This is a genomic window from Croceicoccus naphthovorans (assembly GCF_001028705.1).
Lineage (GTDB): Bacteria > Pseudomonadota > Alphaproteobacteria > Sphingomonadales > Sphingomonadaceae > Croceicoccus > Croceicoccus naphthovorans.
Map to the genome: position 1 here is coordinate 2,818,294 of NZ_CP011770.1, position 24,896 is coordinate 2,843,189.

At 64.1% G+C, this 24,896-nt stretch carries 27 protein-coding genes; 12 read left to right on the plus strand and 15 right to left on the minus strand.

Annotated features, from left to right (window positions below):
* The first annotated feature begins 40 nt into the window (after positions 1–40).
* Positions 41–229, plus strand: coding sequence for a hypothetical protein (locus tag AB433_RS14095; protein ID WP_047824166.1), 189 nt, complete (start codon positions 41–43; stop codon positions 227–229).
* On the opposite strand, the gene sppA is transcribed toward AB433_RS14095, so the two are convergent.
* Positions 226–2,109, minus strand: coding sequence for a signal peptide peptidase SppA (sppA, locus tag AB433_RS14100; protein ID WP_053059181.1), 1,884 nt, complete (start codon positions 2,107–2,109; stop codon positions 226–228). The two genes, AB433_RS14095 and sppA, sit on opposite strands and share 4 nt — an antisense overlap.
* 171 nt (positions 2,110–2,280) lie before the next feature.
* Between sppA and AB433_RS14105 the strand changes: the two genes are divergently transcribed.
* Positions 2,281–3,294, plus strand: coding sequence for an aspartate carbamoyltransferase catalytic subunit (locus tag AB433_RS14105; protein ID WP_047821874.1), 1,014 nt, complete (start codon positions 2,281–2,283; stop codon positions 3,292–3,294).
* On the plus strand, positions 3,291–4,526 hold the full coding sequence (locus AB433_RS14110) for a dihydroorotase (RefSeq protein WP_047824170.1): 1,236 nt from the start codon (positions 3,291–3,293) through the stop codon (positions 4,524–4,526). The genes AB433_RS14105 and AB433_RS14110 overlap by 4 nt, the downstream gene beginning before the upstream one ends.
* A gap of 20 nt (positions 4,527–4,546) precedes the next feature.
* On the opposite strand, the gene AB433_RS14115 is transcribed toward AB433_RS14110, so the two are convergent.
* Together AB433_RS14115 and AB433_RS14120 are read right to left on the minus strand one after the other, a co-directional pair.
* Positions 4,547–4,753 (minus strand): hypothetical protein, encoded by a 207-nt coding sequence (locus tag AB433_RS14115; RefSeq protein WP_047821877.1) that lies wholly within the window; start codon positions 4,751–4,753, stop codon positions 4,547–4,549.
* Positions 4,754–4,808: 55 nt separating this feature from the next.
* Entirely contained in the window at positions 4,809–5,168 is a 360-nt protein-coding gene (locus tag AB433_RS14120; protein ID WP_047821878.1) for a hypothetical protein, read from the minus strand.
* 157 nt (positions 5,169–5,325) lie between these two features.
* Between AB433_RS14120 and AB433_RS14125 the strand changes: the two genes are divergently transcribed.
* The 4 genes from AB433_RS14125 (at position 5,326) to AB433_RS14140 (ending at position 9,716) form a co-directional block, all read left to right on the plus strand.
* Positions 5,326–6,543, plus strand: coding sequence for a mechanosensitive ion channel family protein (locus AB433_RS14125; protein WP_047821880.1), 1,218 nt, complete (start codon positions 5,326–5,328; stop codon positions 6,541–6,543).
* 169 nt (positions 6,544–6,712) lie between these two features.
* Complete coding sequence (locus AB433_RS14130) at positions 6,713–8,782, plus strand: prolyl oligopeptidase family serine peptidase (RefSeq protein ID WP_047824173.1); 2,070 nt, start codon at positions 6,713–6,715, stop codon at positions 8,780–8,782.
* A gap of 62 nt (positions 8,783–8,844) precedes the next feature.
* Positions 8,845–9,198 (plus strand): YbjQ family protein, encoded by a 354-nt coding sequence (locus AB433_RS14135; protein WP_179944984.1) that lies wholly within the window; start codon positions 8,845–8,847, stop codon positions 9,196–9,198.
* 98 nt (positions 9,199–9,296) lie between these two features.
* A complete protein-coding gene (locus AB433_RS14140) occupies positions 9,297–9,716 on the plus strand; it encodes a DUF3597 domain-containing protein (protein ID WP_047821882.1) in 420 nt (139 codons plus the stop codon).
* A gap of 80 nt (positions 9,717–9,796) precedes the next feature.
* On the opposite strand, the gene rplT is transcribed toward AB433_RS14140, so the two are convergent.
* The 10 genes from rplT to AB433_RS14190 form a co-directional block, all read right to left on the minus strand.
* The gene (gene rplT, locus AB433_RS14145) at positions 9,797–10,156 is read right to left on the minus strand and encodes a 50S ribosomal protein L20 (RefSeq protein WP_047821884.1); all 360 of its coding nucleotides are present in this window, start codon (positions 10,154–10,156) and stop codon (positions 9,797–9,799) included.
* Positions 10,157–10,170: 14 nt separating this feature from the next.
* Positions 10,171–10,374, minus strand: coding sequence for a 50S ribosomal protein L35 (rpmI, locus tag AB433_RS14150; RefSeq protein ID WP_047821885.1), 204 nt, complete (start codon positions 10,372–10,374; stop codon positions 10,171–10,173).
* 157 nt (positions 10,375–10,531) lie between these two features.
* A complete protein-coding gene (locus AB433_RS14155) occupies positions 10,532–10,732 on the minus strand; it encodes a hypothetical protein (protein ID WP_047821887.1) in 201 nt (66 codons plus the stop codon).
* A gap of 126 nt (positions 10,733–10,858) precedes the next feature.
* Entirely contained in the window at positions 10,859–11,278 is a 420-nt protein-coding gene (locus AB433_RS14160) for a gamma-glutamylcyclotransferase family protein (protein ID WP_053059183.1), read from the minus strand.
* Positions 11,279–11,314: 36 nt separating this feature from the next.
* On the minus strand, positions 11,315–12,097 hold the full coding sequence (gene hisN / locus AB433_RS14165) for a histidinol-phosphatase (protein ID WP_047821889.1): 783 nt from the start codon (positions 12,095–12,097) through the stop codon (positions 11,315–11,317).
* Positions 12,098–12,142: 45 nt separating this feature from the next.
* The gene (locus AB433_RS14170; RefSeq protein WP_053059184.1) at positions 12,143–12,562 is read right to left on the minus strand and encodes a cupin domain-containing protein; all 420 of its coding nucleotides are present in this window, start codon (positions 12,560–12,562) and stop codon (positions 12,143–12,145) included.
* Positions 12,563–12,601: 39 nt separating this feature from the next.
* Complete coding sequence (locus tag AB433_RS14175; protein ID WP_047821892.1) at positions 12,602–13,537, minus strand: ribose-phosphate pyrophosphokinase; 936 nt, start codon at positions 13,535–13,537, stop codon at positions 12,602–12,604.
* Between the two features lie 130 nt (positions 13,538–13,667).
* Positions 13,668–14,639 carry a class II fructose-bisphosphatase gene (gene glpX / locus AB433_RS14180; RefSeq protein ID WP_047821894.1) on the minus strand — a complete coding sequence of 324 codons (972 nt, stop codon included), beginning with the start codon at positions 14,637–14,639 and terminating at the stop codon, positions 13,668–13,670.
* A 97-nt stretch (positions 14,640–14,736) separates the two neighbouring features.
* A complete protein-coding gene (locus tag AB433_RS14185; protein ID WP_047821896.1) occupies positions 14,737–16,074 on the minus strand; it encodes a homoserine dehydrogenase in 1,338 nt (445 codons plus the stop codon).
* A 98-nt stretch (positions 16,075–16,172) separates the two neighbouring features.
* The gene (locus AB433_RS14190; protein ID WP_245626671.1) at positions 16,173–17,021 is read right to left on the minus strand and encodes a hypothetical protein; all 849 of its coding nucleotides are present in this window, start codon (positions 17,019–17,021) and stop codon (positions 16,173–16,175) included.
* Positions 17,022–17,449: 428 nt separating this feature from the next.
* On the opposite strand from AB433_RS14190, the gene AB433_RS14195 reads away from it, so the two are divergent.
* From AB433_RS14195 to AB433_RS14215, 5 genes are all read left to right on the plus strand, one after another.
* Entirely contained in the window at positions 17,450–18,106 is a 657-nt protein-coding gene (locus AB433_RS14195) for an energy transducer TonB (RefSeq protein ID WP_047821897.1), read from the plus strand.
* Positions 18,107–18,191: 85 nt separating this feature from the next.
* Complete coding sequence (locus AB433_RS14200) at positions 18,192–18,965, plus strand: MotA/TolQ/ExbB proton channel family protein (protein ID WP_047821899.1); 774 nt, start codon at positions 18,192–18,194, stop codon at positions 18,963–18,965.
* A 90-nt stretch (positions 18,966–19,055) separates the two neighbouring features.
* Positions 19,056–19,583 carry an ExbD/TolR family protein gene (locus AB433_RS14205; RefSeq protein ID WP_179944985.1) on the plus strand — a complete coding sequence of 176 codons (528 nt, stop codon included), beginning with the start codon at positions 19,056–19,058 and terminating at the stop codon, positions 19,581–19,583.
* A gap of 28 nt (positions 19,584–19,611) precedes the next feature.
* Complete coding sequence (locus AB433_RS14210) at positions 19,612–20,079, plus strand: ExbD/TolR family protein (protein ID WP_047821900.1); 468 nt, start codon at positions 19,612–19,614, stop codon at positions 20,077–20,079.
* A gap of 137 nt (positions 20,080–20,216) precedes the next feature.
* On the plus strand, positions 20,217–20,681 hold the full coding sequence (locus tag AB433_RS14215; RefSeq protein WP_047821902.1) for an ExbD/TolR family protein: 465 nt from the start codon (positions 20,217–20,219) through the stop codon (positions 20,679–20,681).
* Here the strand turns inward: AB433_RS14215 and AB433_RS14220 are convergent.
* Together AB433_RS14220 and pgmG are read right to left on the minus strand one after the other, a co-directional pair.
* Entirely contained in the window at positions 20,678–23,104 is a 2,427-nt protein-coding gene (locus AB433_RS14220; RefSeq protein ID WP_047821904.1) for a ligase-associated DNA damage response DEXH box helicase, read from the minus strand. The genes AB433_RS14215 and AB433_RS14220 overlap by 4 nt on opposite strands.
* A gap of 371 nt (positions 23,105–23,475) precedes the next feature.
* Entirely contained in the window at positions 23,476–24,888 is a 1,413-nt protein-coding gene (gene pgmG / locus AB433_RS14225; protein ID WP_047821906.1) for a phosphoglucomutase/phosphomannomutase PgmG, read from the minus strand.
* Positions 24,889–24,896 lie beyond the last annotated feature (8 nt).

The following is a 24,896-nucleotide window of genomic DNA, read 5'->3' on the forward strand; positions in this document are numbered from 1 at the left end:
TATGACGGGATATACCGCGTCAATGGAGCGTTTCGATAGCATGGCTACCAATCCAGAACCCCCGCCCGACACGATCAATCCCGGCGCACCGCCGGAAACGCCGCCTGTCATCACCCCGGACGAGCAGCCGCAGATCGACCCCACGCCTGATCCGGGCGAGATCACCGAACCGGCGCCCGATATCGACGTACCCGCCGCCCCGCCAGAGGCACCGCCTCAAGAGTTCTAGTCGGCCAGCAGCCGCAGCGCGCGCAACCATTGCGGCCCGCGCTGCTCGGTCTGCACCATGCGCAGCGGGACCGGGCATGTGGTGCACAGCGCCTGCACCGGCGATCCGGCCATCAGGCTGCCGAAATCGTTGAACGCGGTCAGTATCGCGGCATCGCGCCGTGCGGCAAAGATGCCCGCAACGTCGGCGCGGCGTGCCTCGGTCTCCGATTCCGCGCCGGTCAGGCCCGACAGGAATGCGGCCAGCCCCTCCGGTTTGCTCTCGATCCGTTCGACGTGCCAGTCGTCGCCCTCGACCCCCGCCTGCTGCGCCGCATAGGCCAGCGCCGCGTCCAGGCCGCCCAGCCGGTCGACCAGCCCGACCTGCCGCGCCGCGCCTCCGGGCCAGCTGCGCCCTTCGGCCAGTTCGAAGACCCGCTCGGGCGCGATCTTGCGCGATGTGCCGACCAGTTCGCGGAACTGCGCATAGCTGCTGCGCACCTGCCCCTGCATGGCCGCCTCGAACTCGGGCGAGAGGCCCGCATAGACGTCGGGCTCTCCCGAAAGCGGCGTGGTGCCCAGCGAATCGACGCCGACGCCGAACTTGCGCAGCGTGCCCTCTACCGTCGGCAAAACGCCATAGACGCCGATCGAACCGGTGATCGTTGCCGGTTCGGCAAAGATCGCATCGCCAGAGGTGGCGATCCAGTACCCGCCGCTGGCCGCGATATTGCCCATGGATATGACGATGGGAATGTCCTTCGCCTTGTGGCGCAGGATCGCCTGCCGAATACGTTCGGATGCCGTGACCGACCCGCCCGGCGAATCGACGCGAACGACCAGTGCGGCCAGTTCGTCATCTAGCGCATCGTCCAGCAGCGCCGCGATGCGGTCGCCGCCCGCGGTTCCGGGTCCAGCCTCGCCATCGATGATCGTGCCCGCCACGGTGACAAGGCCGATCGCCTTGCCGCCTGTTTTCATCGGTTCCGCCTCGATCCAGTCCTGATAGGCGGTGTGCGCGAAAGGAATGTCGGCGGTGCCCGCATCCTCGTTATCGCCCGCCAGCTCGGCCACGCGATCCTCGAACTCTTCCCAGGTACCCAGCTTGTCGACCAAGCCGCTGTTCAACGCCGCCTGCGCGGGGTTGCCGCCCGCCGCATCGGTCGCAGCCTGCGGATCGGCGATCAGCGCCGCCAGCTTCGCCTTGGGCCGCGCCTTGGCGACCTCATCGCCCCATTCGGACCAGATCGCGGAGAGCACGCCGTTCAGGTCCTGCTTGGCATCGTCGGAAAATTCGGTGCGGGTATAGGGTTCGACCGCGCTCTTGTACCGGCCCGCCTTGAAGACGTTGACCGTCACCCCGTATTCCTGCGCCAGTCCGCCCCAGAACAGGTAGCTTCCGCCCGGCCCGCCGATCATCGCCGCACCCATCGGGTCCAGCCAGACCTCGCTGGCGTGCGCGGCGAGTTGCGTGCTGTCTGCGGTATAGGCCAGCGCGTGGACCAGCACCGGCTTGTCCGCCGCGCGCACCTTGTCCATCGCCTCGCCAATGTCGCCCAGCGTCACCTGACCGCCGCCGAAAAAGAAATCGAGGTCGAGCACGACGACCTTGATCCGGTCGTCGGTTGCCGCACCTTCGATCGCCCGCACAACATCGGCCGCGCGATGTTCCTGCGTTACCGAACCCAGCGGCGAGACGAAAGCGAAGGGATCGACCGCTTGCGGTTCCTCTACCACCACCCCGCTCAAGGACAGCAGCAACGCCCCGTCATGCACCTTTGCCGCGGGCGTGCGGTACGACAGCGCGGCATAGAGGCCGAGGAAGAAGAGCAGGATAAAACAGAGGACCAGCCCGTCCTTTATGGCGACGAGCAGTTTCCAGACCTTGCTGGCGAAGGACATATGCGTTCCCGTATGTCGCGCCGATGCGGCGCGGTAGTTACCCCCTGACTAGGCGGGCATGGCGGCGGCGGCAAATGCAATTCGGCAAATGACGCACGCCGATCTGCCAAAGCTATCTTCAAACGCCGACTTGCCGAGCGCGAAATAGCGCATTAGGGCGCAAGCCTTGCAATGACCGGCACGGCACCCTCTCCTTCCTCCCGCTATCCCGCCGGGGGCGCGGCTTTCCCGCACAAGGACCTGACCGGTATTTCCGAACTGGCCCCGTGGCAGATCCTGTACCTGCTGGACGAGGCGGAGCAGTGGGTCACGCTGAACCGCCAGCCGACCAAGCATGTCGATGCGCTGGCGGGCCTGACCATCATCAACGCCTTTTTCGAGAACAGCACCCGCACGCTGCTGTCGTTCGAGATCGCGGGCAAGCGGCTGGGCGCGGATGTCGTCAACATGCATGCCGCGCAGTCGAGCGTGAAGAAAGGCGAGACCCTGATCGACACGGCGACGACGCTGAACGCGATGCGCGCCGATGCCATCGTGATCCGGCACGCAAGTTCGGGCGCGGTGCGGCTGATCGCCGACAAGGTCGATTGCCCGGTGCTGAATGCGGGCGACGGGCGGCACGAGCATCCGACGCAGGCGCTGCTCGATGCGCTGACCATGCGGCAATGGCTGCGTGGGCGGGGGCTAGAGGAATTTAACGGGCTTAAAGTGGCGATCTGCGGCGATATCCTGCACAGCCGGGTGGCGCGGTCGAACATGCTGCTGCTGTCGGCGCTGGGCGCGGAAGTTCGCGTTTGTGCGCCGCCCGCGCTGATGCCTGCCGCAATCGAGCGGATGCGGGTCACGCCCTTCCTGAACTTCGACGAGGCGATCGACGGTGTCGACGTGGTCATGATGCTGCGGCTTCAGAATGAACGGATGAGCGGTCCTTTCATCCCTTCGGCGCGCGAATATCGCCACCTTTACGGGCTGACGCTGGAACGGCTGGCCCGCGCCGCCCCGCATGCGCTGGTCATGCATCCGGGGCCGATGAACCGGGGTGTCGAGATCGATTCCAACGTCGCCGACATGATCGAACGAAGCGCCATCACCCGGCAGGTGGAAATGGGCGTTGCGATCCGCATGGCCTGCCTTGACGTGCTGACCCGCCGCGCGCGCCGCGTCGACGGATGGGCGCTGTCATGAGGCCGCTGCCACCCCTGACCATCACCGGCGGCAGGTTGCTGACCGGCAGCGGCGAACCTTGCTCGGGCACGATCCGCTGCGAAGGGGACCGCATCGTCGCTGTGGGCGATGTCACCGCGCAGGATGGCGACCGCACTTACGATGCCAAGGGCAAGCTGGTCATGCCCGGCCTGATCGATCTTGGCGTGTTCGAGATCGACAAGCCCGCCTTCCACTTCGGCGGCGTGACCCGCGCCGCGCTGATGCCCGACCAGAATCCGCCGCTGGACTATCCGGCGCGCGTCCGTTTCGCGGCTAGTTACGGAAAGCCCGATTTCTGGGTTCACCCCATCGCCGCGGCGACCAAGGGGATGGAGGGCAACGAATTGCCCGAACTGGGCATGATGCAGCAAGCGGGCGCGCGGGCGGTGTCTTCGGGCCGCAAGTGGATCGGCGATTCGGGCGTCATGCTACGCGTGCTGCAATACGCGGCGATGCTGGGCCTGCCTTTCATCGCCCATGCCGAAGATGCAGGGTTGGCGGGCGACGCGGTGGCCACCGATGGCGAAATCGCGACCCGGCTTGGCCTGTCCAGCGCCCCTGCCGAGGCTGAGGCGCTGGCCGTGACGCGCGACATTGCTCTGGCAGAGATTGCCGGAGCGCACCTGCATATCCGGCAGGTTACGACGGCCGGTGCACTCGACATCGTGCGCGCGGCCAAGGACCGCGGTGCGCGCGTGACTTGCGGCGTGACGCCTGCGCACTTCATGCTCTCCGACATCGCGGTCAACGGGTTCCTGACTTTCGCCCGCCTCTCGCCCCCCTTGCGGGCGGAGAGCGACCGTCAGGCGGTGCTGGCCGCGCTGTCCGACGGGACCATCGATGTTATTGCATCCGGCCACGATCCGCGCGGGCCGGAGGACAAGCGGTTGCCCTTCGCCGATGCCGCGCCGGGCATGGCCGGGGCCGAAACGCTGCTGCCGCTGACGCTGGGCCTTGTCCGCGACGGCGTGATCGACCTGCCGCGTGCTTGCGAATTGCTCTGCGCCAATCCCGCCGCGATCCTTGGCGTCCCGGCCGGCAAGCTGGAGGCCGGGCTGGAAGCCGACATCGCCATCGTCGATGCGGACAAACCGTGGATCGTCAGTTCGGACCGCATGGCCGCGCAGGCCGGGAACACCCCGTTCGACAAGCAGCCTGTGCAAGGCCGCGCCATCGCCCTGTTCAAGGGCGGGATGGAGATCGAGGACTAGGTCTTCGCGGCTTTGGCCTTTCAGTCCGCCTTGCGGGCTTCTTCCGACAATGTCGTCGCATCGCCCGGCGCGGGGATCGTCCATATTCCGACGTTCACCGCCATCACTATGGTCAAAAGCAGCATCAGGCCCGCGCGCTTGCGGTCTCCGTGCCGCCACGCCAGCACCGCGCCGAAAACCATGACAATGGCGGCAAGGACAAGGATGGACAGGACAATATCGCTCATTCGCTCGCCCTAGTCCGTCCGCGTGGACGGAGCAACGCCCGACACCGGCCCGCTGTCAGCGTTTGCCGAAGAAACCCTTGGCCATGTCGGCGATATCGTCCAGCGCATTGCCGTCGCCATCGCGGTCCAGCATTTTCAGGATAGAGGCCGCCTGCGGGTGCGAATTGAGCATCCCGGCGAATTCGGTAAGCGAACCCTCACCGCCGATATGCTGAACGATCTGGCCCAGAATGCCGGTATCCAGTCCGGTCTTTTCCGATGCCAGCGTCACCGTATCGCCCGGCTCCTGATGCGATTGACCCAGCGCCACCACGGCCTTTTCCGCCAGCGCCGGATCGATACCCAGCTTCGTGGCCATGTTCTCGACATCGAACGGCACACCGCCTTTGCCCATGATCTGATCCAGCAATCCCATATCCTACCCTCCATCGGTTGCGATCCGGTTGGACCATCATTGCGCCATGCACCGCGCGTCGCAATCGCTTTAACCCTGCGGTCATCCGACGGTCGCCGCTCGGCAGGGGGTCGTTACCCTTGCCTTGGCCCCGGCTCAACGACTAGGCGCGCAAGCCATGGACAAGTTGAACGCCCTTTTCTTCGAACAGACCGACTGGATGCAGGCGCTGATCGGGATCGTCGCAATCGCGATTGCCGCGCTGGCCGCGAACTTCGTGCTGAAGAAAGTGATCCTGCGCGCCGCCGCGCCGTTTCTCGATACCCGCAGCCTGACCGCAGACAAGGCCGCCGCGCGTCTGGCCAATGTCGTGCCGCTGATGATTATCTCGGTCGGCATCGAGCTCGTCCGCCATTTGCCAGAGGCGGCGGTCATCGTCGTGCACAACGTGTGCAGTGCGCTGATTGTCCTGTCGGTCGCCTTCGCGATCTCTGGCGCATTGAACTATGTGAACGAACTCTACGCCCGCCGGCCAGAGGCGAAGGACCGTCCGATCAAGGGCTATGTCCAGCTGTTCAAGATCATCGTCTATGGCGGCGCGGCGATCCTTGCCATCGCGACGCTGATGGACCGCTCGCCGCTGCTGTTGCTTTCTGGCCTCGGCGCGATGGCGGCGGTGCTGATGCTGGTGTTCAAGGACACGATTCTGTCGCTCGTCGCGTCGGTCCAGTTGTCCACCAACGACATGCTGCGCGTCGGCGACTGGATCGAGATGCCGCAGTTGAATGCCGATGGCGACGTGATCGACATCGCGTTGCACACGGTAAAGGTGCAAAACTTCGACAAGACGATCACCACGATCCCTACGCACAAGCTGATCAGCGAATCCTATCGCAACTGGCGCGGCATGCGGCAGGCTGGCGGGCGGCGGATCAAGCGGGCGATCAATCTTGACCAGAATTCCATCGGGTTTCTGGAAGAGGACGAACTGGCCCGCCTGCGCCGGTTCCGCCTGATGGGCGATTATCTTGCGAAAAAGGACGAGGAACTGCGCGCGTGGAACAGCAAGGCGCTGTCCGGCGATTGCGACCGGGTGAACGCGCGGCGGATCACCAACGTCGGATCTTTCCGCGCCTATGTCGCGGCCTATCTGAAGGCACACCCGCGCATTACCGACAGGATGACGATGCTGGTCCGCCAGTTGTCGCCCACGGCGCAGGGCCTGCCGCTGGAAATCTATTGTTTCACCGACACCATCGCATGGGCCGAGTACGAGGCGATCCAGTCCGACCTGTTCGACCACTTGCTGGCTATCCTGCCCGAATTCGGCCTGCGCCTGTACCAAGAGCCAAGCGGGCTGGACCTGCGCGGCCTTGCGCTCAATCCATCGTCCTGAAACGTCTTGCCGCGCCCGTTCGCATCGCTATCTATTGGTTTCCCCTGTAACCGGATGATGCGAGTTTCCTCCCTTGCGCAAGACACTATCGATCGCCTTTCCCGCCATTGCGGCCGCGGCCCTTTCCGGCTGCGCGACAACCGCCACCACCCCGCCTGAGGAGACCGCCGTGTCCACCCTGAACGCCACGCAAGACCCCTACGTCTGGCTGGAGGAAACGACTTCGGACCGCGCGCTGGCGTGGGTCGAGGAAACCAACGCCCCGACGTTGGCCACGCTGAAAGGCGATCCGCGCTATCAGACGCTTTACGACGAGGCTTTCGCGATTGCCTCTTCGCAGGATCGCATCGCATGGCCCAGCTTCCGCAAGGGCGAGCTTTATAATTTCTGGACCGATGCGCAGAACCTGCGCGGGCTGTGGCGCAAGACAACGCTCGACAGCTATCGCAGCGGCAAGCCCGAATGGACGACGATCCTCGACATAGACGCGCTGGGTAATGCCGAGGGTAAATCCTGGGTCTACAAGGGCGTGAACTGCCTTGAGCCCGAAGAGCGCCTTTGCATGCTCAGCCTGTCCGACGGCGGCAAGGACGCGGTGACGGTGCGCGAATTCGACATCGCCACGCGCAGCTTCGTCGATGGCGGGTTCATGATTCCAGAGGGCAAGAACCAGATATCGTGGGAAGACGCCGACAGCCTTCTGGTCGGCACCGACTTCGCGGGCGACGGGTCCGACTTGACCGAATCCGGCTACCCGATGGTTGTAAAGCGGTTGAAGCGCGGTCAGGCGATGGCCGACGCGACCGAGGTGTTCCGCGGCGAGAAGAGCGATGTCGCGGCCGCTGGCTCTGTCATGCGCGATCATGAGGGGCACACGCTGACCGTGTTCTCGCGCGCGATCGACTTTTTCCACACCACCTATCACGTCGAAACGCCGCGCGGTCTTCTCCCGCTTGCCCTGCCGCAGCAGAGCGAAGTTCGCGGATTGATGGCGAACCGGCTGATCATGAAGCTGTCCGAAGACTGGACCGCGAACGGTACCGCCTTCCCCTCCGGCTCTGTCCTGTCGATCGATCGCGAGGCACTGTTGGCCGACCCGGCGAACCTGAAGCCGACACTCGTCTGGCAACCGGGGCCGAGCCAAGCCTACGAAGCGATGGCTTCGACCCGGGACCGGCTGTTGATTTCGGGCCTGGACAACGTGCGCGGCAAGATCTGGGCCTTTGCGCCCAAGGCCGACGGCGGCTGGACGCAGCAGGCGATCGACCTGCCCGACAACCAGACCCTGTCGCTGATCTCTGCGGACGAGGACAGCAACAGGTTCTTCATCAGCGCGGCGGGTTTCCTCAATCCCAACCAGCTGATTCTGGCCGATGCCGAAACCGGCAAGTCCGAAGTGCTGCGCACGATGCCCGCGATGTTCGACAGCACCGGGCTGGTCGTCGAACAGAAGTTCGCGACGTCGAGCGACGGCACGAAGATTCCCTACTTCCTCGTTCATCGTGAGGACGTGCCGATGAACGGCACGACGCCGACGATCCTCTATGGCTATGGCGGGTTCGAGGTCAGCATGACCCCAAGCTACAGCGCGCAGGCGGGCAAGCTCTGGCTGGAAAACGGCGGCGCATGGGTGCTGGCCAACATTCGCGGTGGGGGTGAGTTCGGCCCGGCATGGCACCAGTCCGTGCTCGGCACCAAACGCCAGCTGGCCTTTGACGATTTCGCCGCGGTGGGCGAGGACCTGATCGCCAGCGGACTGACCAGCCCGAAGCATCTGGGCATTATGGGCGGATCGAATGGCGGCTTGCTGACCGGTGTAGAGATGACCCAGCGTCCCGACTTGTGGAACGCGGTGTCGATCCAGGTGCCGCTGCTCGACATGATCCGCCTCAGCAAGATCGGCGCGGGCGCATCGTGGCAGGGCGAATACGGCTTTGTGAACGAAGACCCCGACGCGATGGCTTTTTGGCTGGAACGGTCGCCATATCATGCGCTGAAGCCCGGCGTGGACTATCCGGTGCCCTTCATCACGACCTCCACCGCCGACGACCGCACGCACCCATCGCACGCCCGTAAGTTCGCGGCGCGCATGGCTGAGCTGAATCTGCCGTTCTACTACTTCGAGAATACTGAGGGCGGGCACGCCGCCGGGGCCGATCCGAAGCAGGACGCGCAGTACTGGGCGCTGCAATACACCTATATGCTGCGCCAGCTGAAGGGCGCGGCAGAGGGGGAGTAAGGCTTCACCTAGCCGCAACCTTGGGGCAATAAGACCGGGTCTATGCAATAGGAGAAGCGATTATGGCCAGCCCCTGGGGCAACAGCGACGGTGGCATCATCGTCACCACCACGCCTTCGGTAGAGGGTAGCGAGATCGCGCAATATCACGGCATCGTGACGGGCGAGGTTATCGTCGGCGCGAACCTGTTCCGCGATCTCTTCGCCTCGATCACCGACCTCGTCGGCGGGCGTTCTGGCAAGTACGAGGAAGTGCTGGCCCGCGCCCGGCGCGAAGCGATTGCCGAGATGAAGGAAGAGGCGACGAAGCTGGGCGGCAATGCCGTCGTCGGTGTCGACCTCGACTACGAAGTGCTGGGCCAGAACGGCTCGATGCTGATGGTCAGCTGCTCCGGCACGGCGGTTTCGCTGCGCTGAAGCCATAGGTGGGCGGGCCGGGGAACCGACCTGTCCGCCAAACGCTGAATCTCCTGTAACGCCGCGCCACATGCGGCCACTATTCAGGAGCCAGCGGCATGGGTATTTTCAGCAGCATTCGCGACAAGATCTTCGGCAAGAAGAAACAGCACGACGTAGAGATAAAGGTCGACGGCCAGACCGTGGGACGCGACGGGCACGTCAAACCGACCCCGCCGGGCGGCATGCCGTCGCCCACCGCCACCACGACCAATGCGGGCGTGATGGATGACGTGGATGTGGAGGCGCGGCTGGCGGAGATGGACGGGGCAGACCGGCTCAACTGGCGAACATCCATCGTCGACCTGATGAAGCTGGTCGGCATCGATTCCAGCTATGAAAACCGCAAGGAACTGGCGACCGAACTGGGCGACAACGACTATTCGGGCAAGGCGGAAGAGAACATCGCTCTGCACCGCCGGGTCATGCAGGCGCTGGCCAACAACGGCGGCAAGGTTCCGGCCTCGATGCTGGACTGACGCTATAATCGCGCACGAAAAAGCCCGCCGATCCGCGATGGACCGGCGGGCTTTTTTCTGTGCCTTGAAAGCAGCTCGGCTTAGGCCGGCAGAGCCTTCTTCGCCTGGGCGATGATCGCGCCGAATGCGGCGCCTTCGTTCATCGCGAGGTCGGCCATGACCTTGCGGTCCAGCTCGATCCCGGCCAGCTTGGCGCCGTGCATGAACTGCGAATAGGTCAGGCCTTCGGCGCGGACAGCGGCGTTGATGCGCTGAATCCACAGGGCGCGGAAGTTGCGCTTCTTAACCTTGCGGTCGCGATAGGCGTACTGACCGGCCTTTTCGACGGCCTGACGGGCGACGCGGATCGTGTTCTTGCGACGGCCGCGATAGCCCTTCGCCTGATCCAGAAGCCGCTTGTGCTTTGCGCGGGTGGTTACACCCCTTTTGACGCGTGCCATGTGCTAATCCTTCCTCAGTTCAGCCCGTAGGGCGCCCACTTCTTGATCGTCTTCGCGTCTGCGTCGCTGATCACGGTGGTGCCGCGGTTCTGGCGGATGTACTTGCCGTTGTGGCTGATGAGGCGGTGGCGCTTGCCGGCGACGCCGTGCTTGACCTTGCCGGTGGCGGTGAGCTTGAAGCGCTTTTTAACGCCGCTCTTCGTCTTCAGTTTGGGCATTTTCGTCTCCTTTCGAAGACACGCTCAACCAGCCCTGGCAGCCCTTTCAGCCAGGCTGGCTTTGGAATCACGTGTCGTTGAAGTGCGCGCGCCTACAGCGGGGCGCGACAAAAGGCAAGCGTTGTGAGCAAGGTCAGACCCGTAGGCCGTGCCAGGTTCATTCCATCGCGAAGAGGATGAACCACGCCAACGCCGATCCGCCCACGAACAGCATCCACGACCATGGGAACGACACCGTATGGATCGTCATGTTGTGCACGTAAAGCGCACCGCCGGTAGTGCCGCCGTTCATCAGGATCATCGAAACGATCCATGAAAAGAGCGCGCCGGGCACAATCGATTTGTACAATGCTATCATGCTTCCCAAGCCTGACAATTCGCGTCTGGTCGTGCGCCAGTCTCGGCCTGCAGGGTTAACATTTCGCTTATGAACTGCCGGAAACGGCCAATTGTCACGATTTATACCGTGCGGTGACAGGTTCGATCAGAACCCGTTGCGACCGTTCAGGATCGCATTTCCGCTATTCGCCAGCCAACCGAGAAAATCGCCATCGGCAATCGCCACCGCGCCTTTTGGCAGCGGCCCGCGCCAGATCCACGCCTGCGCCACGGTGGTGCCGTCCGCAGTCCGCGCGCGCATCGCCTTGCGCCGGTATTCGTGCCCCTCGTACCGGTCGAGCCGAGCCACGTCGCGCCGTTCCAGCGCGCACTCCGCCACCACGCCGCGCACCCGGCCCGGCCCGCGCAGCAACGCGGGGTACCAGCCTTGCGTCGAGGGAATCGCATAGATCACGCCCGGCACCGTGGCGGGCTGCACTTGCGACACACGCTCATGCAGCCAGCGGCCTTTCGCGGTATCCGCCTCGCCCATCAGCGTACCGTAGAGGAAAAGCTGCATCGTCATGTTTTGTCGAGATCCGGTTCAGGGCGTGGCGAAACGTCAGTGGTGGCAGGTCAGCGCCTCAACCACGTCCTCCAGCCGCGCCGGATCGCCCAGCGCGATGACATGGCCGTCGCTGTCGGCGTTCAGCGGATCGCCGTTCCAGTCCGCCATCGTGCCGCCCGCACCCTCGACCACCGGGATCAGGGCGGCGAAATCATAGAGTTTCAGCCCCGCCTCGCACACCACGTCCAGCTGCCCCGATGCGAGCATTGCGTAGTTATAACAGTCGCCGCCCATCACCATCCGTTTGTGATCGGTCTGCGCGGCCAGCGCCATGAAGTGCTCGCCTTGGTGATCGTCGAAATAGTGCGGCCCGGTCGTGGCCAGCGTCGCGCCCGACAGTTCGCGACAGGGGCGTGTGCGCGTTTCCGCGCCGTTGAACAGCGTGGGCATGCCCATCGCCCCGACCCAGCGTTCGCCGCTGATCGGCTGATCGATGATCCCGACCAACGGCCAGCCATCGACCATCAACGCGATCAGGGTGCCGAATATCGGGCGGCCCGCCAGAAAGCCCGCTGTGCCATCGATGGGGTCGAGCACCCACTGGCGGCTGGCCCCGCTGCGCTCGTTACCGAATTCCTCGCCGATGATGCCGTCGCCGGGCCGTTCGGTGCCAAGGATCGCGCGCATCGCCTTCTCCGCCTCTCGGTCGGCGATGGTCACGGGCGTGGCGTCGCCCTTGCGGTCGCTGTCCAGCGCGGTGCGGAAATGCGGGCGGATCGCCGCCCCCGCCGCATCGGCAAGGCGGGCGGCTAGGGCAATGTCGTCGGTCAGGTTCATGACGCTTGCCCTCGCCGTGCCAGCGGCGGCGGTCAACCGGATTCGTTACTCCGCCGCATCGGCTTCATTATCGCACGGCACGAGGATGCGTTCGGGCTGGCCCTTGACGTGAACGCGAAAGACGATAGCGCGCGCTCCTTCCGGCCCGCCGATGGGTTCATGGATCGCGCGCGGGGCGATCACATAGCTCTGGCCAGTGCCCAAAACCTGATCGGGCTTGCCTTCCTCAACCTGCGTCGCGCTGCCCTCTATCACGTAGAGAAATTCCTCGCCCGGATGATAATGGCGCGGAACCTGCACGCCAGCCGGAATGATGACGTCGGAGATGATGACTTCCAGTTCCGGCGCTGCAGCGACGGGCGCACGCAACATCTCGTTCGAACCGGGTGGCATGTCGTGCCCTTCGTGCGCCTGTGCAGGCACGGCGAAGATCGCCAGCATGAATGACAGGACAGCGATGCGCATAGTCTTTCCCCAGATCGACAACGGGGGGAAAGAATAGCCTTAGTCAAACAACGAAGAAACAGAGCTTTCGTCGGCAATACGCCGGATCGCTTCACCGATCAGCGTCGCGATGGAAAGGACGCGGATCTTGTCCGATTCCTTCGCCGCCTCGGTCGGCAGGATCGTGTCGGAGATGACGAGTTCGGTCAGGGCCGAGTTCGACACCTTGGCCACCGCGCCGCCCGAAAGCACGCCGTGGGTGATATAGGCGACGACCGACTTGGCACCTTCGTCCAGCAGGGCCTGCGCCGCGTTGCACAGTGTGCCGCCCGAATCGATGATGTCGTCGATGAGGATGCAGTGGCGGCCCTTTACGTCGCCGATGATGTTCATCACCTCAGACTCGCCGGGGCGGTCGCGGCGCTTGTCGACGATGGCCAGCGGCGCATTGTCCAGCCGCTTGGCCAGCGCGCGGGCGCGAACCACGCCGCCGACGTCGGGCGATACGACCATCAGGTCCTGATCGCCATAGAGCGCCTGAATGTCTGCCGCCATCGCGGGCGCGGCATAGAGGTTGTCGGTCGGAATATCGAAGAAGCCCTGGATCTGCCCGGCGTGCAGGTCGACGGCCAGAACGCGGTCGGCCCCCGCCGTGGTGATCAGGTTGGCGACCAGCTTGGCCGAAATCGGCGTGCGCGGTCCGGGCTTCCGGTCCTGACGCGCATAACCGAAATACGGGATGACCGCCGTGATCCGCTTGGCCGACGCGCGCTTTAGCGCATCGATACAGATCAGCAGTTCCATCAGGTTGTCGTTGGCCGGAAAGCTGGTCGACTGGACGATGAACACATCCTCGCCGCGCACGTTCTCATGGATTTCGACGAAGACTTCCTCGTCCGCGAAACGGCGCACGCTGGCGTCGGTAAGCGGCTGTTCGAGATAGCCCGCGATGGCCCGCGCCAGCGGCAGGTTCGCATTGGCCGACATGATCTTCATCGCTTCGCTCCGTCCTTTAGAATCGCCCGATCACCTTGCCGGGCAGCCCTAGCGGCGAGTCCCGCGATTGCAACAATCGAGCGCAGGCAGACGGTGGATTAGAGGGCTGTCAGCCCGCCAACCGCGTTCTTCAACCGTGGTGGTGTTCGCCCCGGACCCAGCGGACGGTACCCGACGATGCGCGCATCACCACGCTCTCGGTCGTCATCTTGCCGCCCTTGAACTTCTTCACGCCGTCCAGCAGCGATCCGTCGGTCACGCCCGTCGCGGCGAAGATGCAGTCGCCCTTCGCCAATTCGGTCAGGTCGTAGATCTTGTCGAGGTCGGTGATACCCCACTTGCGCGCGCGCGCGCGTTCATCATCGTTGCGGAACAGCAGCTTGCCCTGGAACTGCCCGCCGACACAGCGCAGCGCGGCGCAGGCCAGCACGCCTTCGGGCGCGCCGCCCGAACCCATGTACATGTCGATGGTGGTTTCGGGATCGGTCGTCGCGATCACGCCGGCCACGTCGCCGTCGCCGATCAGCACCACGCCGCAGCCGATGCCGCGCAATTCGGCGATCAGCTCCTCGTGCCGGGGCCGGTCGAGCACGCAGACGATGATCTCGCTGGGCTGCACGCCCTTGGCCTCTGCCACCGCCTTCACGTTTTCGGTGGGCGATTTGCTCAGATCGAGAATGCCCTTGGGGTATCCGGGGCCGACTGCGATCTTCTGCATGTAAACGTCGGGCGCGTTCAGCAGGCAGCCCTCTTCGGCCGCGGCCAGCACGGCCAGCGCATTCGGCCCGGCTTTTGCGGTGATCGTCGTGCCTTCCAGCGGATCGAGCGCGATGTCGATCTTCGGACCCTTTCCGATCGCGCCGCCGACCTTCTCGCCGATATAAAGCATCGGCGCTTCGTCGCGTTCGCCTTCGCCGATTACGACGGTGCCGTCCATGTACAACTCGTCAAACGCCTTGCGCATCGCTTCGACCGCTGCGGCATCCGCCGCCTTTTCGTCGCCGCGCCCGATCAGGTTCGATGCGGCAATCGCCGCCGCTTCGGTCACGCGGACCATTTCGAGGACGAGAACGCGATCAAGGACGTCGCTGGCTGCTGGCATGTGTCTAATTCCCCAATTGAATGCGGCGATGGCCGTAACCTTGGCGTCCCGCGTTGTCTATCGGAGGCAGGCGGCCTGCCCCTTATGCGCTACAGGCTTATTGTTTCAGGATGTGCATCACCAGCGGCTCTTCGGTCAGGCTGTCGGACCCGGCCAGCAGTTCCAGCGCGCGTTGCACGCCGCTTTCCTGTCCTTCGTGCGTGACCATGGCGACCATGACCGACCCTCCCTTGTCCTCACCCATCTGGATGATGCTTTCAATCGAAACGCCCGCATCGCGCATTGCCGCGGTCAGTTCGGCCAGAACGCCGGTGCGGTCGGCTACCATAAAGCGCAGGTAGGCTTTGCCCGAACGGCTGCCCGCCTCTGCCGGAACGGTCGGGTCGAGTTCGGATACGGGGATTGAGAACGGCGGATCGATCTCGTTCTCGCTCTCCCAAAACCGCGCGATATCGATGATGTCGGCAACCACTGCGCTGGCCGTCGGGCCGTCGCCTGCACCCGCGCCTTGAAACAGCAAGCGGCCCGAGAAGTTGCCTTCGGCCACGACAGCGTTGGTCGCGCCGTCGACATGGGCCAGCGGGTGATCCTTTGGTACGAGATAGGGATGCACACGCTGAAACAGGCGGTGCTTGCCGTCCACGGTATCTTCTACCCGGGCCATGCCGATCAGGCGGATGACATAGCCCAGCGAATCGGCCTGTGCGATGTCGGCGGCGGCAAGGCGGCGAATGCCGTCAGTGCTGACCGCGGCGAAATCGAGTTCGGTGCCGAACGCGATGGAGGCAAGGATCGACAGCTTGTGCGCGGCGTCGATGCCATCGATGTCAAAGGTGGGATCGGCCTCGGCATAGCCCTTGGCCTGCGCCTCTGCCAGCACGTCGCCGAAATCGCGGCCGGTGTCTTCCATCGTCGAGAGGATATAATTGCAGGTGCCGTTGAGGATGCCGTAAACGCGCTCGATATAGTTCGCGGCGGCCCCTTCGCGCAGACCCTTGATGACCGGGATCCCGCCCGCGACAGCAGCCTCGAACCGCATCGGCACGCCCGCCGCCTCGGCATCGCGCGCCAGGCCGAGGCCGTGATGCGCGACCATTGCCTTGTTCGCGGTGACGAAGGCCTTGCCGCCCGCAATCGCCTTGCGCGCCAAGGTCAGCGCCGGACCGTCCGACCCGCCGACCAGTTCGACCACGACATCGACGTCGCTACGCCCGGGCAGCGCGGTCATGTCGTCTTCCCACGCATAGCGCGACAGGTCGACGCCGCGATCCTTGCCGCGATCGCGCGCGCTGACGGCTACGATCTGCAACCGGCGACCGCAGCGGCGTTCGATCAGGTCGGCGTTGGTCTCGATCAAGCGGATCACGCCCGCGCCAACGGTTCCAAGGCCCGCAAGGGCCAGGCGCAGGGGTTCGGTCTTGGTCGCTTCGGTCACGCTTCGTCTCTCGCAAATGCTGCCACGCGGGGCAGCCCCCGCCGATTCAGCGGTGCGTTAGGCGAGGCGCGCCCGGAAAGCCAGAGGCGCGCGAAAGGTCAGAAGACGCGCTGGCGTCCACAAGCACCAAGCTGACGCACGACCAGCGCATAATCGCGGGCTGCGGCCGCGCGCATCGCCGGATCGGTCGCGATCTGGGCAGAGGCGGGCAATTGCTGCGGCAAGGCGCAAGCGAGACGATACCATGCCAGCGTGTTCGGCGCGGGCGGCCCGGCATCGGGGTTGACCAGCTCGCCCAGCGAAAGGCCCCATCGCGGCGGCTGGCCCGGGCGGGTCAGCACCGCGATCGAGGCCGGTTCGCCGTCGGCAGTCTCCAGGAAAATCTGCGTCTCGCCCTCTCCGGCAAGGTTGCCGGGCGTGTGCAGCGCATCGCGCACGCCGGTCACTTCGGGCGCGGCATCGGCGGACAGCGTCTGTTGCAGCAATCCGCGCAGGCGTTCTTCGCCCACCAGCCCGATCGGAACTTGCCCATCGGGGGCGACCAATTGGATCTCGCCGGGCCGCCCGGCGACCGGCCGCGCGAAAAGAACCATCGTGCTTTTTTTGAAATTCGGCATGCGCCCGCGCGAATCCAGCTTTACGTCCGCCAGATATTTGATCTTGCCCCCGATGGGCGAATTGCCTGCCAGCAACCGCTCGGTCTCCGCCTCGACATAGGCGCGGGTCCACCCCTCTCTCACCGGGCCGGTGCGGTCCTTGTCCAGCTCTACCGCCTTTTTCACTTTCACCACCACGACCATTGGCGCGGCCGTCGCCAGATCGGCCAGATCGGCATAGGGAATGGCAGAAATCTGCGACGAATCGGACTGGGCCAGTGCAGCATTGGGCGCAGCAATCGCGGGCAGAATCGCCAGCGCGGCGGCGGCGGAGAGGGCGGATCGGGTCATTTTCATCGGTATGGGTATTCTCACAACTTGCGTGTGCACAGGATGAACGGTTTGCGTCCCGCCACATGCGAACGCAGGAGAAATCCCGCATTTCGCCCGTGACGCCACCGGTCCGACAGGTAACGCAAAACGTCGTGAATCGGTCCTTAATCGACAAAGGGTTTGCGCCATACGATCTTCGACGCTAACAATCGCAAAAAAAGGGGCTGGACGTGATCCGGCTCAAACTCGATTGCGTGTTCAACGGGCAAGACGAATGGTTCCGATCGATCGTCGAAATCCGGTAGTACGCACCCGAACACAGACTCTGGCAGGGTGGAACAATTTGAGGCGATACGGGTCGGTACTGCTGTGCCGGTCCGTGCGTTTGTGGGAGCTTGTCCACCCCCGGGCAGTTCCAGTGGAGTAACTTGGAGTAATGCATCTGCATGGCCTACGCTGACCAACAGATGAGCGGGAGCAAGGTTACCGCGCTTATCATCGTCGCGCTGATTCACGTCGCGGCTCTCTATGCTCTCGTCACCGGGCTGGCCTATGAGGCTGTCCAGAAGGTGAAAGAGACGGTGACCGCGGTGAACATCTCGGAACCCCCGCCGCCACCGCCACCCCCGCCGCCGCCGCCGCCGGATGATGTTCCGGTGCAGCCGCCGCCACCCGTGGCACCCCCTCCGATGGTCCAGATCACGCGCCCCGCGCCGCCGATCCAGACGATCCCCAACATCCCGCCGCCGGCCCCGGTCGTTACGCGGGTTCCGCCGCCGGCTCCGCCGCCACCGCCCGTGGTGTCGAAGGCCCGTGGCGTCAGCCCGGACAACCAGCGCCGCTGGGCAGGCCGGATTCAGGAAAACTATCCGAGCCGCGCCCTGCGCAACGAGGAAGAGGGCCGTGTCGGCGTCAACGTCACCGTCGGTCCCGACGGTCGCGTCTCGGCCTGCTCGGTGACGAGCTCGAGCGGATCGTCTTCGCTGGACGAAGGTGCCTGTGACGGTATGCGCCGTTACGCGCGCTTCAATCCTGCTTTGAACGACGCCGGTAACCCGATTTCGTCGAGCTACTCGACGACCATCGTTTACCAGCTGAACTGATCTTTTCGGGGCGGGACCACCGGACGGTGCCCGCCCCTTTTCGTTTAGAACCAACAAGCCCGTTTAGATTAAAGGATATCCCGTAATGCTCATCGAAATCCTGGCCGCGGCGGCCGACGCCGCCCCGCAGAACAAGTTCGGCTTCGCCGAAGCGCTGGAGCAAGGCGGTTTCATCGCCTATGCCACTGTCGTGATCCTCGGCATCATGTCGTTCGGTTCGTTCTACATCCTCTTCGTAAAGTGGTTCGAACAGAACAAGATCCTGCGTCAGGGTCGTGAAGTGCGCACCTCGTTCTGGCGCGCCAACTCGCTGCGCGAAGGCGCTGGCAAGCTCGAGAAGAACTCGGCCTATCGCCAGATCGTCGACGACGGCATCGCCGCTGAAGAACAGCACTCGAAGATGACCGACAGCCTCGAGGCACATGACTGGTTGCATGGTTCGCTCGAACGTTCGGAAGCGACAATTAACGCCCGCCTCGCCGGCGGTCTGCCGTTCCTCGCCACCGTGGGTGCGACCGCGCCGTTCATCGGCCTGTTCGGTACCGTTGTCGGTATCTACCGCGCCCTGATCGCCATCGGCATCGCCGGTTCGGCCTCGATCGACAAGGTTGCCGGCCCCGTCGGTGAAGCTCTGATCATGACCGCGCTCGGCCTGCTGGTCGCGGTTCCGGCCGTGCTTGCCTACAACTACCTGCAGGCGCGCAACAAGCGCATTGCAGAGCAGCTGCATGGCTTCTCGACCGATGTTCTGGCGAACATCAACTCGAAGGGTGGCGTGAAGCCCGCGGTCGTCGCTCCGGCGGCTGCCAAGAAGCCCGCTCCGGCGACCACCGCCGCGGGTGCCCAGGTCAAGAAGTAAGCCGGTTCGGCCCCTGCGCGCAGCTGCGTGGGGGCCGCCGACTTCGGCCCGTCAGGGCCGCTTGGGCAAATTACGAGATAGGATGAGATAATGGCGATATCTGCGGGATCCGGTGGCGGCGAAACGCCGATGTCGGACATCAATACGACCCCGCTCGTCGACGTGATGCTGGTTCTGCTGATCATCTTTCTGATCGCGATTCCAGTCGCAATCCAGTCGATCGAGCAGTTGAAGATGCCGGTCATCGTGTCGGAAGAATCGAAGGACAAGGTCGAGAACCTGCTGGTTTCGATCACGTCGACCGATGCGAACGGCGTCAGCCCCGGCGAACCGGGATATTCGGGCGCATCGCGCAATGGCGAGTGCCGGGTCTACCTCGGCGCGACCCCGGTCGATTCCGAGCTGCTGAACAAGCGTGCCTTCGACCGTCTGGACGCGATTGTCCAACGTGAAGGCATGGATGCACTGGTCGACGATCCGGACAAGATCCCGCAGGTGCACATCCGCGGCGACGTGAACGCCCCGTGGAAGTGCGTGGCGGGTACGATCTACCAGATCCAGATGGCCGGCTTCCCGACCGTCGGCTTCATTTCGACCCCGGTCGATCCGAACGCCTGACGTCCGGCTAATTTAAGGAGAAACCCCCATGGCAATGTCAGGCGGCAAGGATGATGGCTCGCCGATGATGGAAATGAACACGACGCCGTTGATCGACGTCATGCTCGTTCTCCTCATCATGTTCATCATCACCATCCCCGTGGCGACCCACGCCGTGAACATCGATCTGCCTCAGTCGACCCCCCCGACGGACCAGGTCGTGGTCAACCCGATCAAGAACAAGGTCGTGTTGACGCAGACGGACGAGATCCTGTGGAACGGCACACCGCTGTCGCAGGGTCAGCTGCTGAACGTGATCCAGCAGTCGCTCGCCCTGCCGGTCGAACCGGAACTGCAGTTCCAGCCCGAAGAGTTCGCCAGCTATGAGCTGTCGGCACAGGTGCTGAAGATCATCAACGGTTCGGGTGCGACGAAGTTCGGCTTCGTCGGTAACGAACAGTTCCGCGAATTCGGTGCCGGTCCGGCGGGTGTGAACCCGACGACGCACACCGAGTAAGCGCAGTTTCCCGCCGGGTCAGACCGGCAGGAAATCGCAAGAGGGCGGGCCTTCGGGTCCGCCCTTTTTCGTTGTGCGCCATCATTTGGCCCGAAATGGGGGCGACCCTCTGCCGATAGCGACAAGAGGATGCACCGATGGCCATGACCGCAACCGCTTCCCACGATGATCCGATGATGGAGATGAACACGACGCCGCTGATCGACGTCATGCTGGTTCTTCTCATCATGTTCGTGATCACCATCCCGATCGCCACGCATACAACGCCGGTGGAATTGCCAACCCACACCGACGATCTCCCTGGTCCGCTCAGCCCAGTGGTGAACAAGATCGTTCTTACCAACGATGATGCAATCCTGTGGAACGGCACGGCGGTAACGCAGGCCGATCTGCCCGTGCTTCTGGCCAAGACCCGCACATTGCCGATAGAACCGGAATTGCAGTTCGAGCCTGAGGAACGCGCCGGCTATGCGATCTCGGCCAATATCGTTGCCACGATCAAGCAGTCCGGCGTGAGCCGTTTCGGGTTCGTCGGCAACGACCGGTTCCGCGACTTCGGCTCTGGTCCGTCGGGCGTGAACCCCACGCTGCCGTCCAGCTAATCCGGTCGCATCGCAACGCCGCCCAGCGTCTCGGCCTCCAGCAACAGTTCGTCGTCCGCCGATCCGGCCGGCAGCGTCTCACGCCCGATCACGACCATGACCGGCACGGCCAGCGGGCTGACCCGTTCCAGTCGCACGTGCACCAGTTGCTCCGCCGCGCGATCAAGCACGCCCGCCAGCCGCCCTACGTCGGTCATCCGCGTCCGCGCCTCGGCCCATGCCGCTTCGATCAAGACATGATCGGGCTCGTACTTTTTCAGTACGTCGTAGATCAGGTCGGTGCTGAAGGTGACCTGCTTCCCGCTCTTGCGTTTGCCCGGTTGCTGGCGTTCGACCAGCCCGCCAATCACCGCCGCCTCGCGAAAGGCCCGGCGTAAAAGGTGCGATTCCTGCACCCAGTCGACGAACTCGTGCGCAAGGATATCGGGCGAAAGGATCGCCACCGGGTCCTCGATGGGCTTCAGGCCCCAGACCGCGAGCGAATAGTCGTTGGCGACGAATCCCATCGGCGACAGTCCGCGGTCCTCCATCCGGCGCGTGACCAGCATCCCAAGCGATTGGTTCGCGTTCCACCCTTCGAAAGTGTAGAACACGCTGTACTCGCGCTTGGCGTGGGGAAAGCTTTCGACCAGCAATTCGCCCGGCCCCGGCAGGTGGCTGCGCCAGTCCTGCACCTCCAGCCATTCGCGCACATCGTCGGGAAAACGCGACCAGCCCGCCCGGTCGACCAGCATCGCCCGCACCCGATCCGCCAGATGCGTGGTCAGAGGCATACGCGCCCCGCCGTAACTGGGGATCATCGCCGATTTCTTCGACCCTCGGACGATGACCTCGCTCTCTTTCAGGCTCTCGACCTCCAGCGCGATGCCCGCGAACTGGAACGTGTCTCCGGGGCGCAGCGCGGCGGCAAAGCGTTCCTCCACCTTGCCTAGGGATCGCCCGTTGCGAAACCGCACAGTCAGCATCTCGCCATCGATGATAATGCCCGCATTCAACCGGTGCCGCACGGCCTGTTCCGGGTGGGTCAGTCGCCAGAACCCGTCGGGTTCAAGCGTAATCCGCTTGAACCGGTCATAGGCGCGCAGTGCGTAGCCGCCGTCGGCCACGAACTGCACCACCCGCTCGAACGCGGCCTGATCCACCCACGCGTAGGTTTCGCAAGATCGAATTTCGCGTAGCAGACCCTCGGCCCGGAACGGTGCGGCACAGGCGCAGGCCATGATGTGCTGGGCCAGAACGTCGAGGCTGCCGGGGCGGAAGTCTTCGCCGTCACGCACGCCTTCCTCTACCGCGTCCTTCGCCGCTTGCGCCTCTAGGAATTCGAAGCGGTTGCCGGGAACGAGGATTGCTCGGCTGGGCTGGTCGAGCCGGTGATTGGCCCGCCCGATCCGCTGCAATAGGCGCGACGAACCCTTGGGCGCGCCCATCTGGACCACGCAATCGATATCGCCCCAGTCGACACCAAGGTCGAGGCTGGCCGTCGCCACCAGCGCGCGCAATTCGCCGCGCGCCATTGCGCCCTCGACCTTGCGCCGCGCCTCTACCGACAGCGAGCCGTGGTGGATACCGATGGGCAGCGTGTCCTCGTTCACATCCCACAGCAGCTGAAAGATATACTCGGCCAGAAAGCGCGTGTTGGTGAAGATGAGCGTCGTCGTGTTCCTGCGGATCGTCTCGTACAGCTGCGGGACGGCCCACGCGGCAGCGTGGCCGCCCCACGGCACGCGTTCTTCGATAGGCAGCAGAATCTCAATCTCCGGCTCCGCCCCCGCCTCGCCGATTACTTGCGTCACGCTGTCGATGTCGCCCCACGGGGCCAGCCATTGGCGATAGCGTTCGGGGCCGGCCACCGTGGCGGACAGGCCGATCCGGCGCATATCGGGCGCGATAGCCTGCAATCGTGCCAGCGCCAGCGCCAGCAAGTCACCGCGCTTGCCGGTGGCGAAGGCGTGAATCTCGTCGATGACGATGCGTTGCAGGCCCGCGAACATCGCGAAACTTTCGGGGTACGACAGCAGCAACGACAACGATTCGGGGGTGGTAAGCAGAACATGCGGCGGCTTCGCGCGCTGGCGGGCCTTTTTCTGCGAGGGCGTATCGCCCGTCCGGCTCTCAACCCGGATCGGCAGGCCCATTTCCTCGATCGGCAGCGTCAGGTTGCGATGCACGTCGGTGGCCAGCGCCTTTAGCGGCGACACGTAAAGCGTGTGTAGTCCATCCGGCGGCGGCGCATCGCCCAACCGTTCGGGCGTAAACGCCGCGAGCGTCGGCAAGAATCCCGCCAGCGTCTTGCCCGCGCCAGTGTCGGCGGTCAGCAACGCGCTTTGCCAAGCATCGTCGGCATCCAGCATCGCGGCCTGATGGCGGCGAATGCGCCAGCCCCTGCCGTCGAACCAATCCTGAATGCTCTGCGGGATCGCCATGTCCCATCCCTAACGCATCAGCGCGCGCATGGATGCGCCAAGAGCGTAGCGGGCAAGAAAAAAGGCCCGGCAGACAGGCCGCCGGGCCATTTAAGTTTGGGAGAGGATGCCTGAAAGGCCTGATCTTTGTGCACCGCAGCAGGCGCTATTGCAACTGCGAAATACGCCAGTCTCGTTGTTATTTTTGCATCGATGTCAATAAGCGCAGAAAAACAGGCACTTGGAAGTGAACCGAGATTCACTTTTTCCTCTAAGATGTTGGCATAAAGAGTTCAATTTTTCAGTCAGGCCTTACTTTCCGTACAATCCGCGCTCCGAATCAGGCGCAGTTGAAACCGAATCGGGCCGATCACGGGCCTTCGCAACCGCACTCAGTGCGCGGCTTGCGGCCCCCGTTCCAGCCCCGACAGCGCCAGTTGCCCGTCGATCTGCTCCATCAGGCGGGCAAGACCGGCCTCGCTATCGCTCTCGGCCCGCGCGACCAGCACATCCTGCGTGTTGGAAGCACGCAGCAGCCACCAGCCGTCGTCATTGGTGACACGCACGCCATCGGTGCTGTTCACCTCGTCCGGGCTGTCCTTCAGGCGGTCCTTCACCTCGTCGATCACCGCGAACTTGCGGCTTTCGTCCACCTGAAAGCGCATTTCCGGCGTGTTGATCATGTCGGGCATCGCCCCGCGCAGTTCCGTTACCGACCGGCCCAACCGCGCGCTGGCGATCAGCAGGCGCACCCCTGCATAGAGCGCGTCGTCGAAACCGTAGTATTCGTGCGCGAAGAACACGTGGCCGCTCATCTCGCCGGCCAGCGGCGCGCCAGTCTCCTTCATTTTGGACTTAATCAGCGAGTGGCCCGTCTTCCACATCAGCGGCTTGCCGCCGTGCTCGGCAATCTGGTCGTACAGCGCCCGGCTGGCCTTCACGTCCGCTATGATGGTGGCACCGGGGACCAGTTTCAGCAGGTCCTCTGCATAGATCATCAGGAGCTGATCGCCCCAAATGACCCGCCCTTCGCCATCGATCGCGCCGATCCGGTCGCCATCCCCGTCGAAAGCCAGTCCGAAGTCGAGGTTCTTGTCCGCGACAAGCTGGCGCAGGTCGGCCAGATTCTTCTCCTCGGTTGGATCGGGATGGTGATTGGGAAAATGTCCGTCGACTTCGGTAAAGAGGGTAAAGTGTTCACCTGGCAGCTTGGCGACGAGCGCTTCGATGGCCGGCCCCGCCGCGCCGTTCCCCGCGTCCCACCCGATCCGAAGAGTGGAGAGCCGATCCTTGCCCACGTCGTCGAGGGCGACGATGGGGGCCAGCAGGCGCTCGATATACTCGCCCATGATCTCGCGGCTCTCGACCGAACCACTTCCGTCGAGCCAATCGCCGACTTCGGCGATCTTGCCGATTTCGAGGATGTCGGCCCCGAAGAACGGCCGACCCTGAAATACCATTTTGAAGCCATTGTAATTGGGGGGATTGTGGCTGCCAGTTATCTGAATGCCGCCATCCACATCTTCGGCTGACGCCTCTGCATAATACAGCATCGGCGTGGGGCCGAGGCCGACCTTGACCACGTCGCAACCCGTCGCGGTCAGCCCTTCGCACAGCGCGTGTTCAAGGATGGGCGAGGAAACGCGGCCGTCATAACCGATCGCCACTTTCTTGCCGCCCGCACGGCGCAGCAGCGTGCCGAAACTGCGGCCGATGGCGCGCGCATCGTCTGGACCCAGAGTTTCGCCGATGACCCCCCGGATGTCGTATTCGCGCAGAACGGTGGGGTGGAACTTGTGCGTCATCGCTGGCC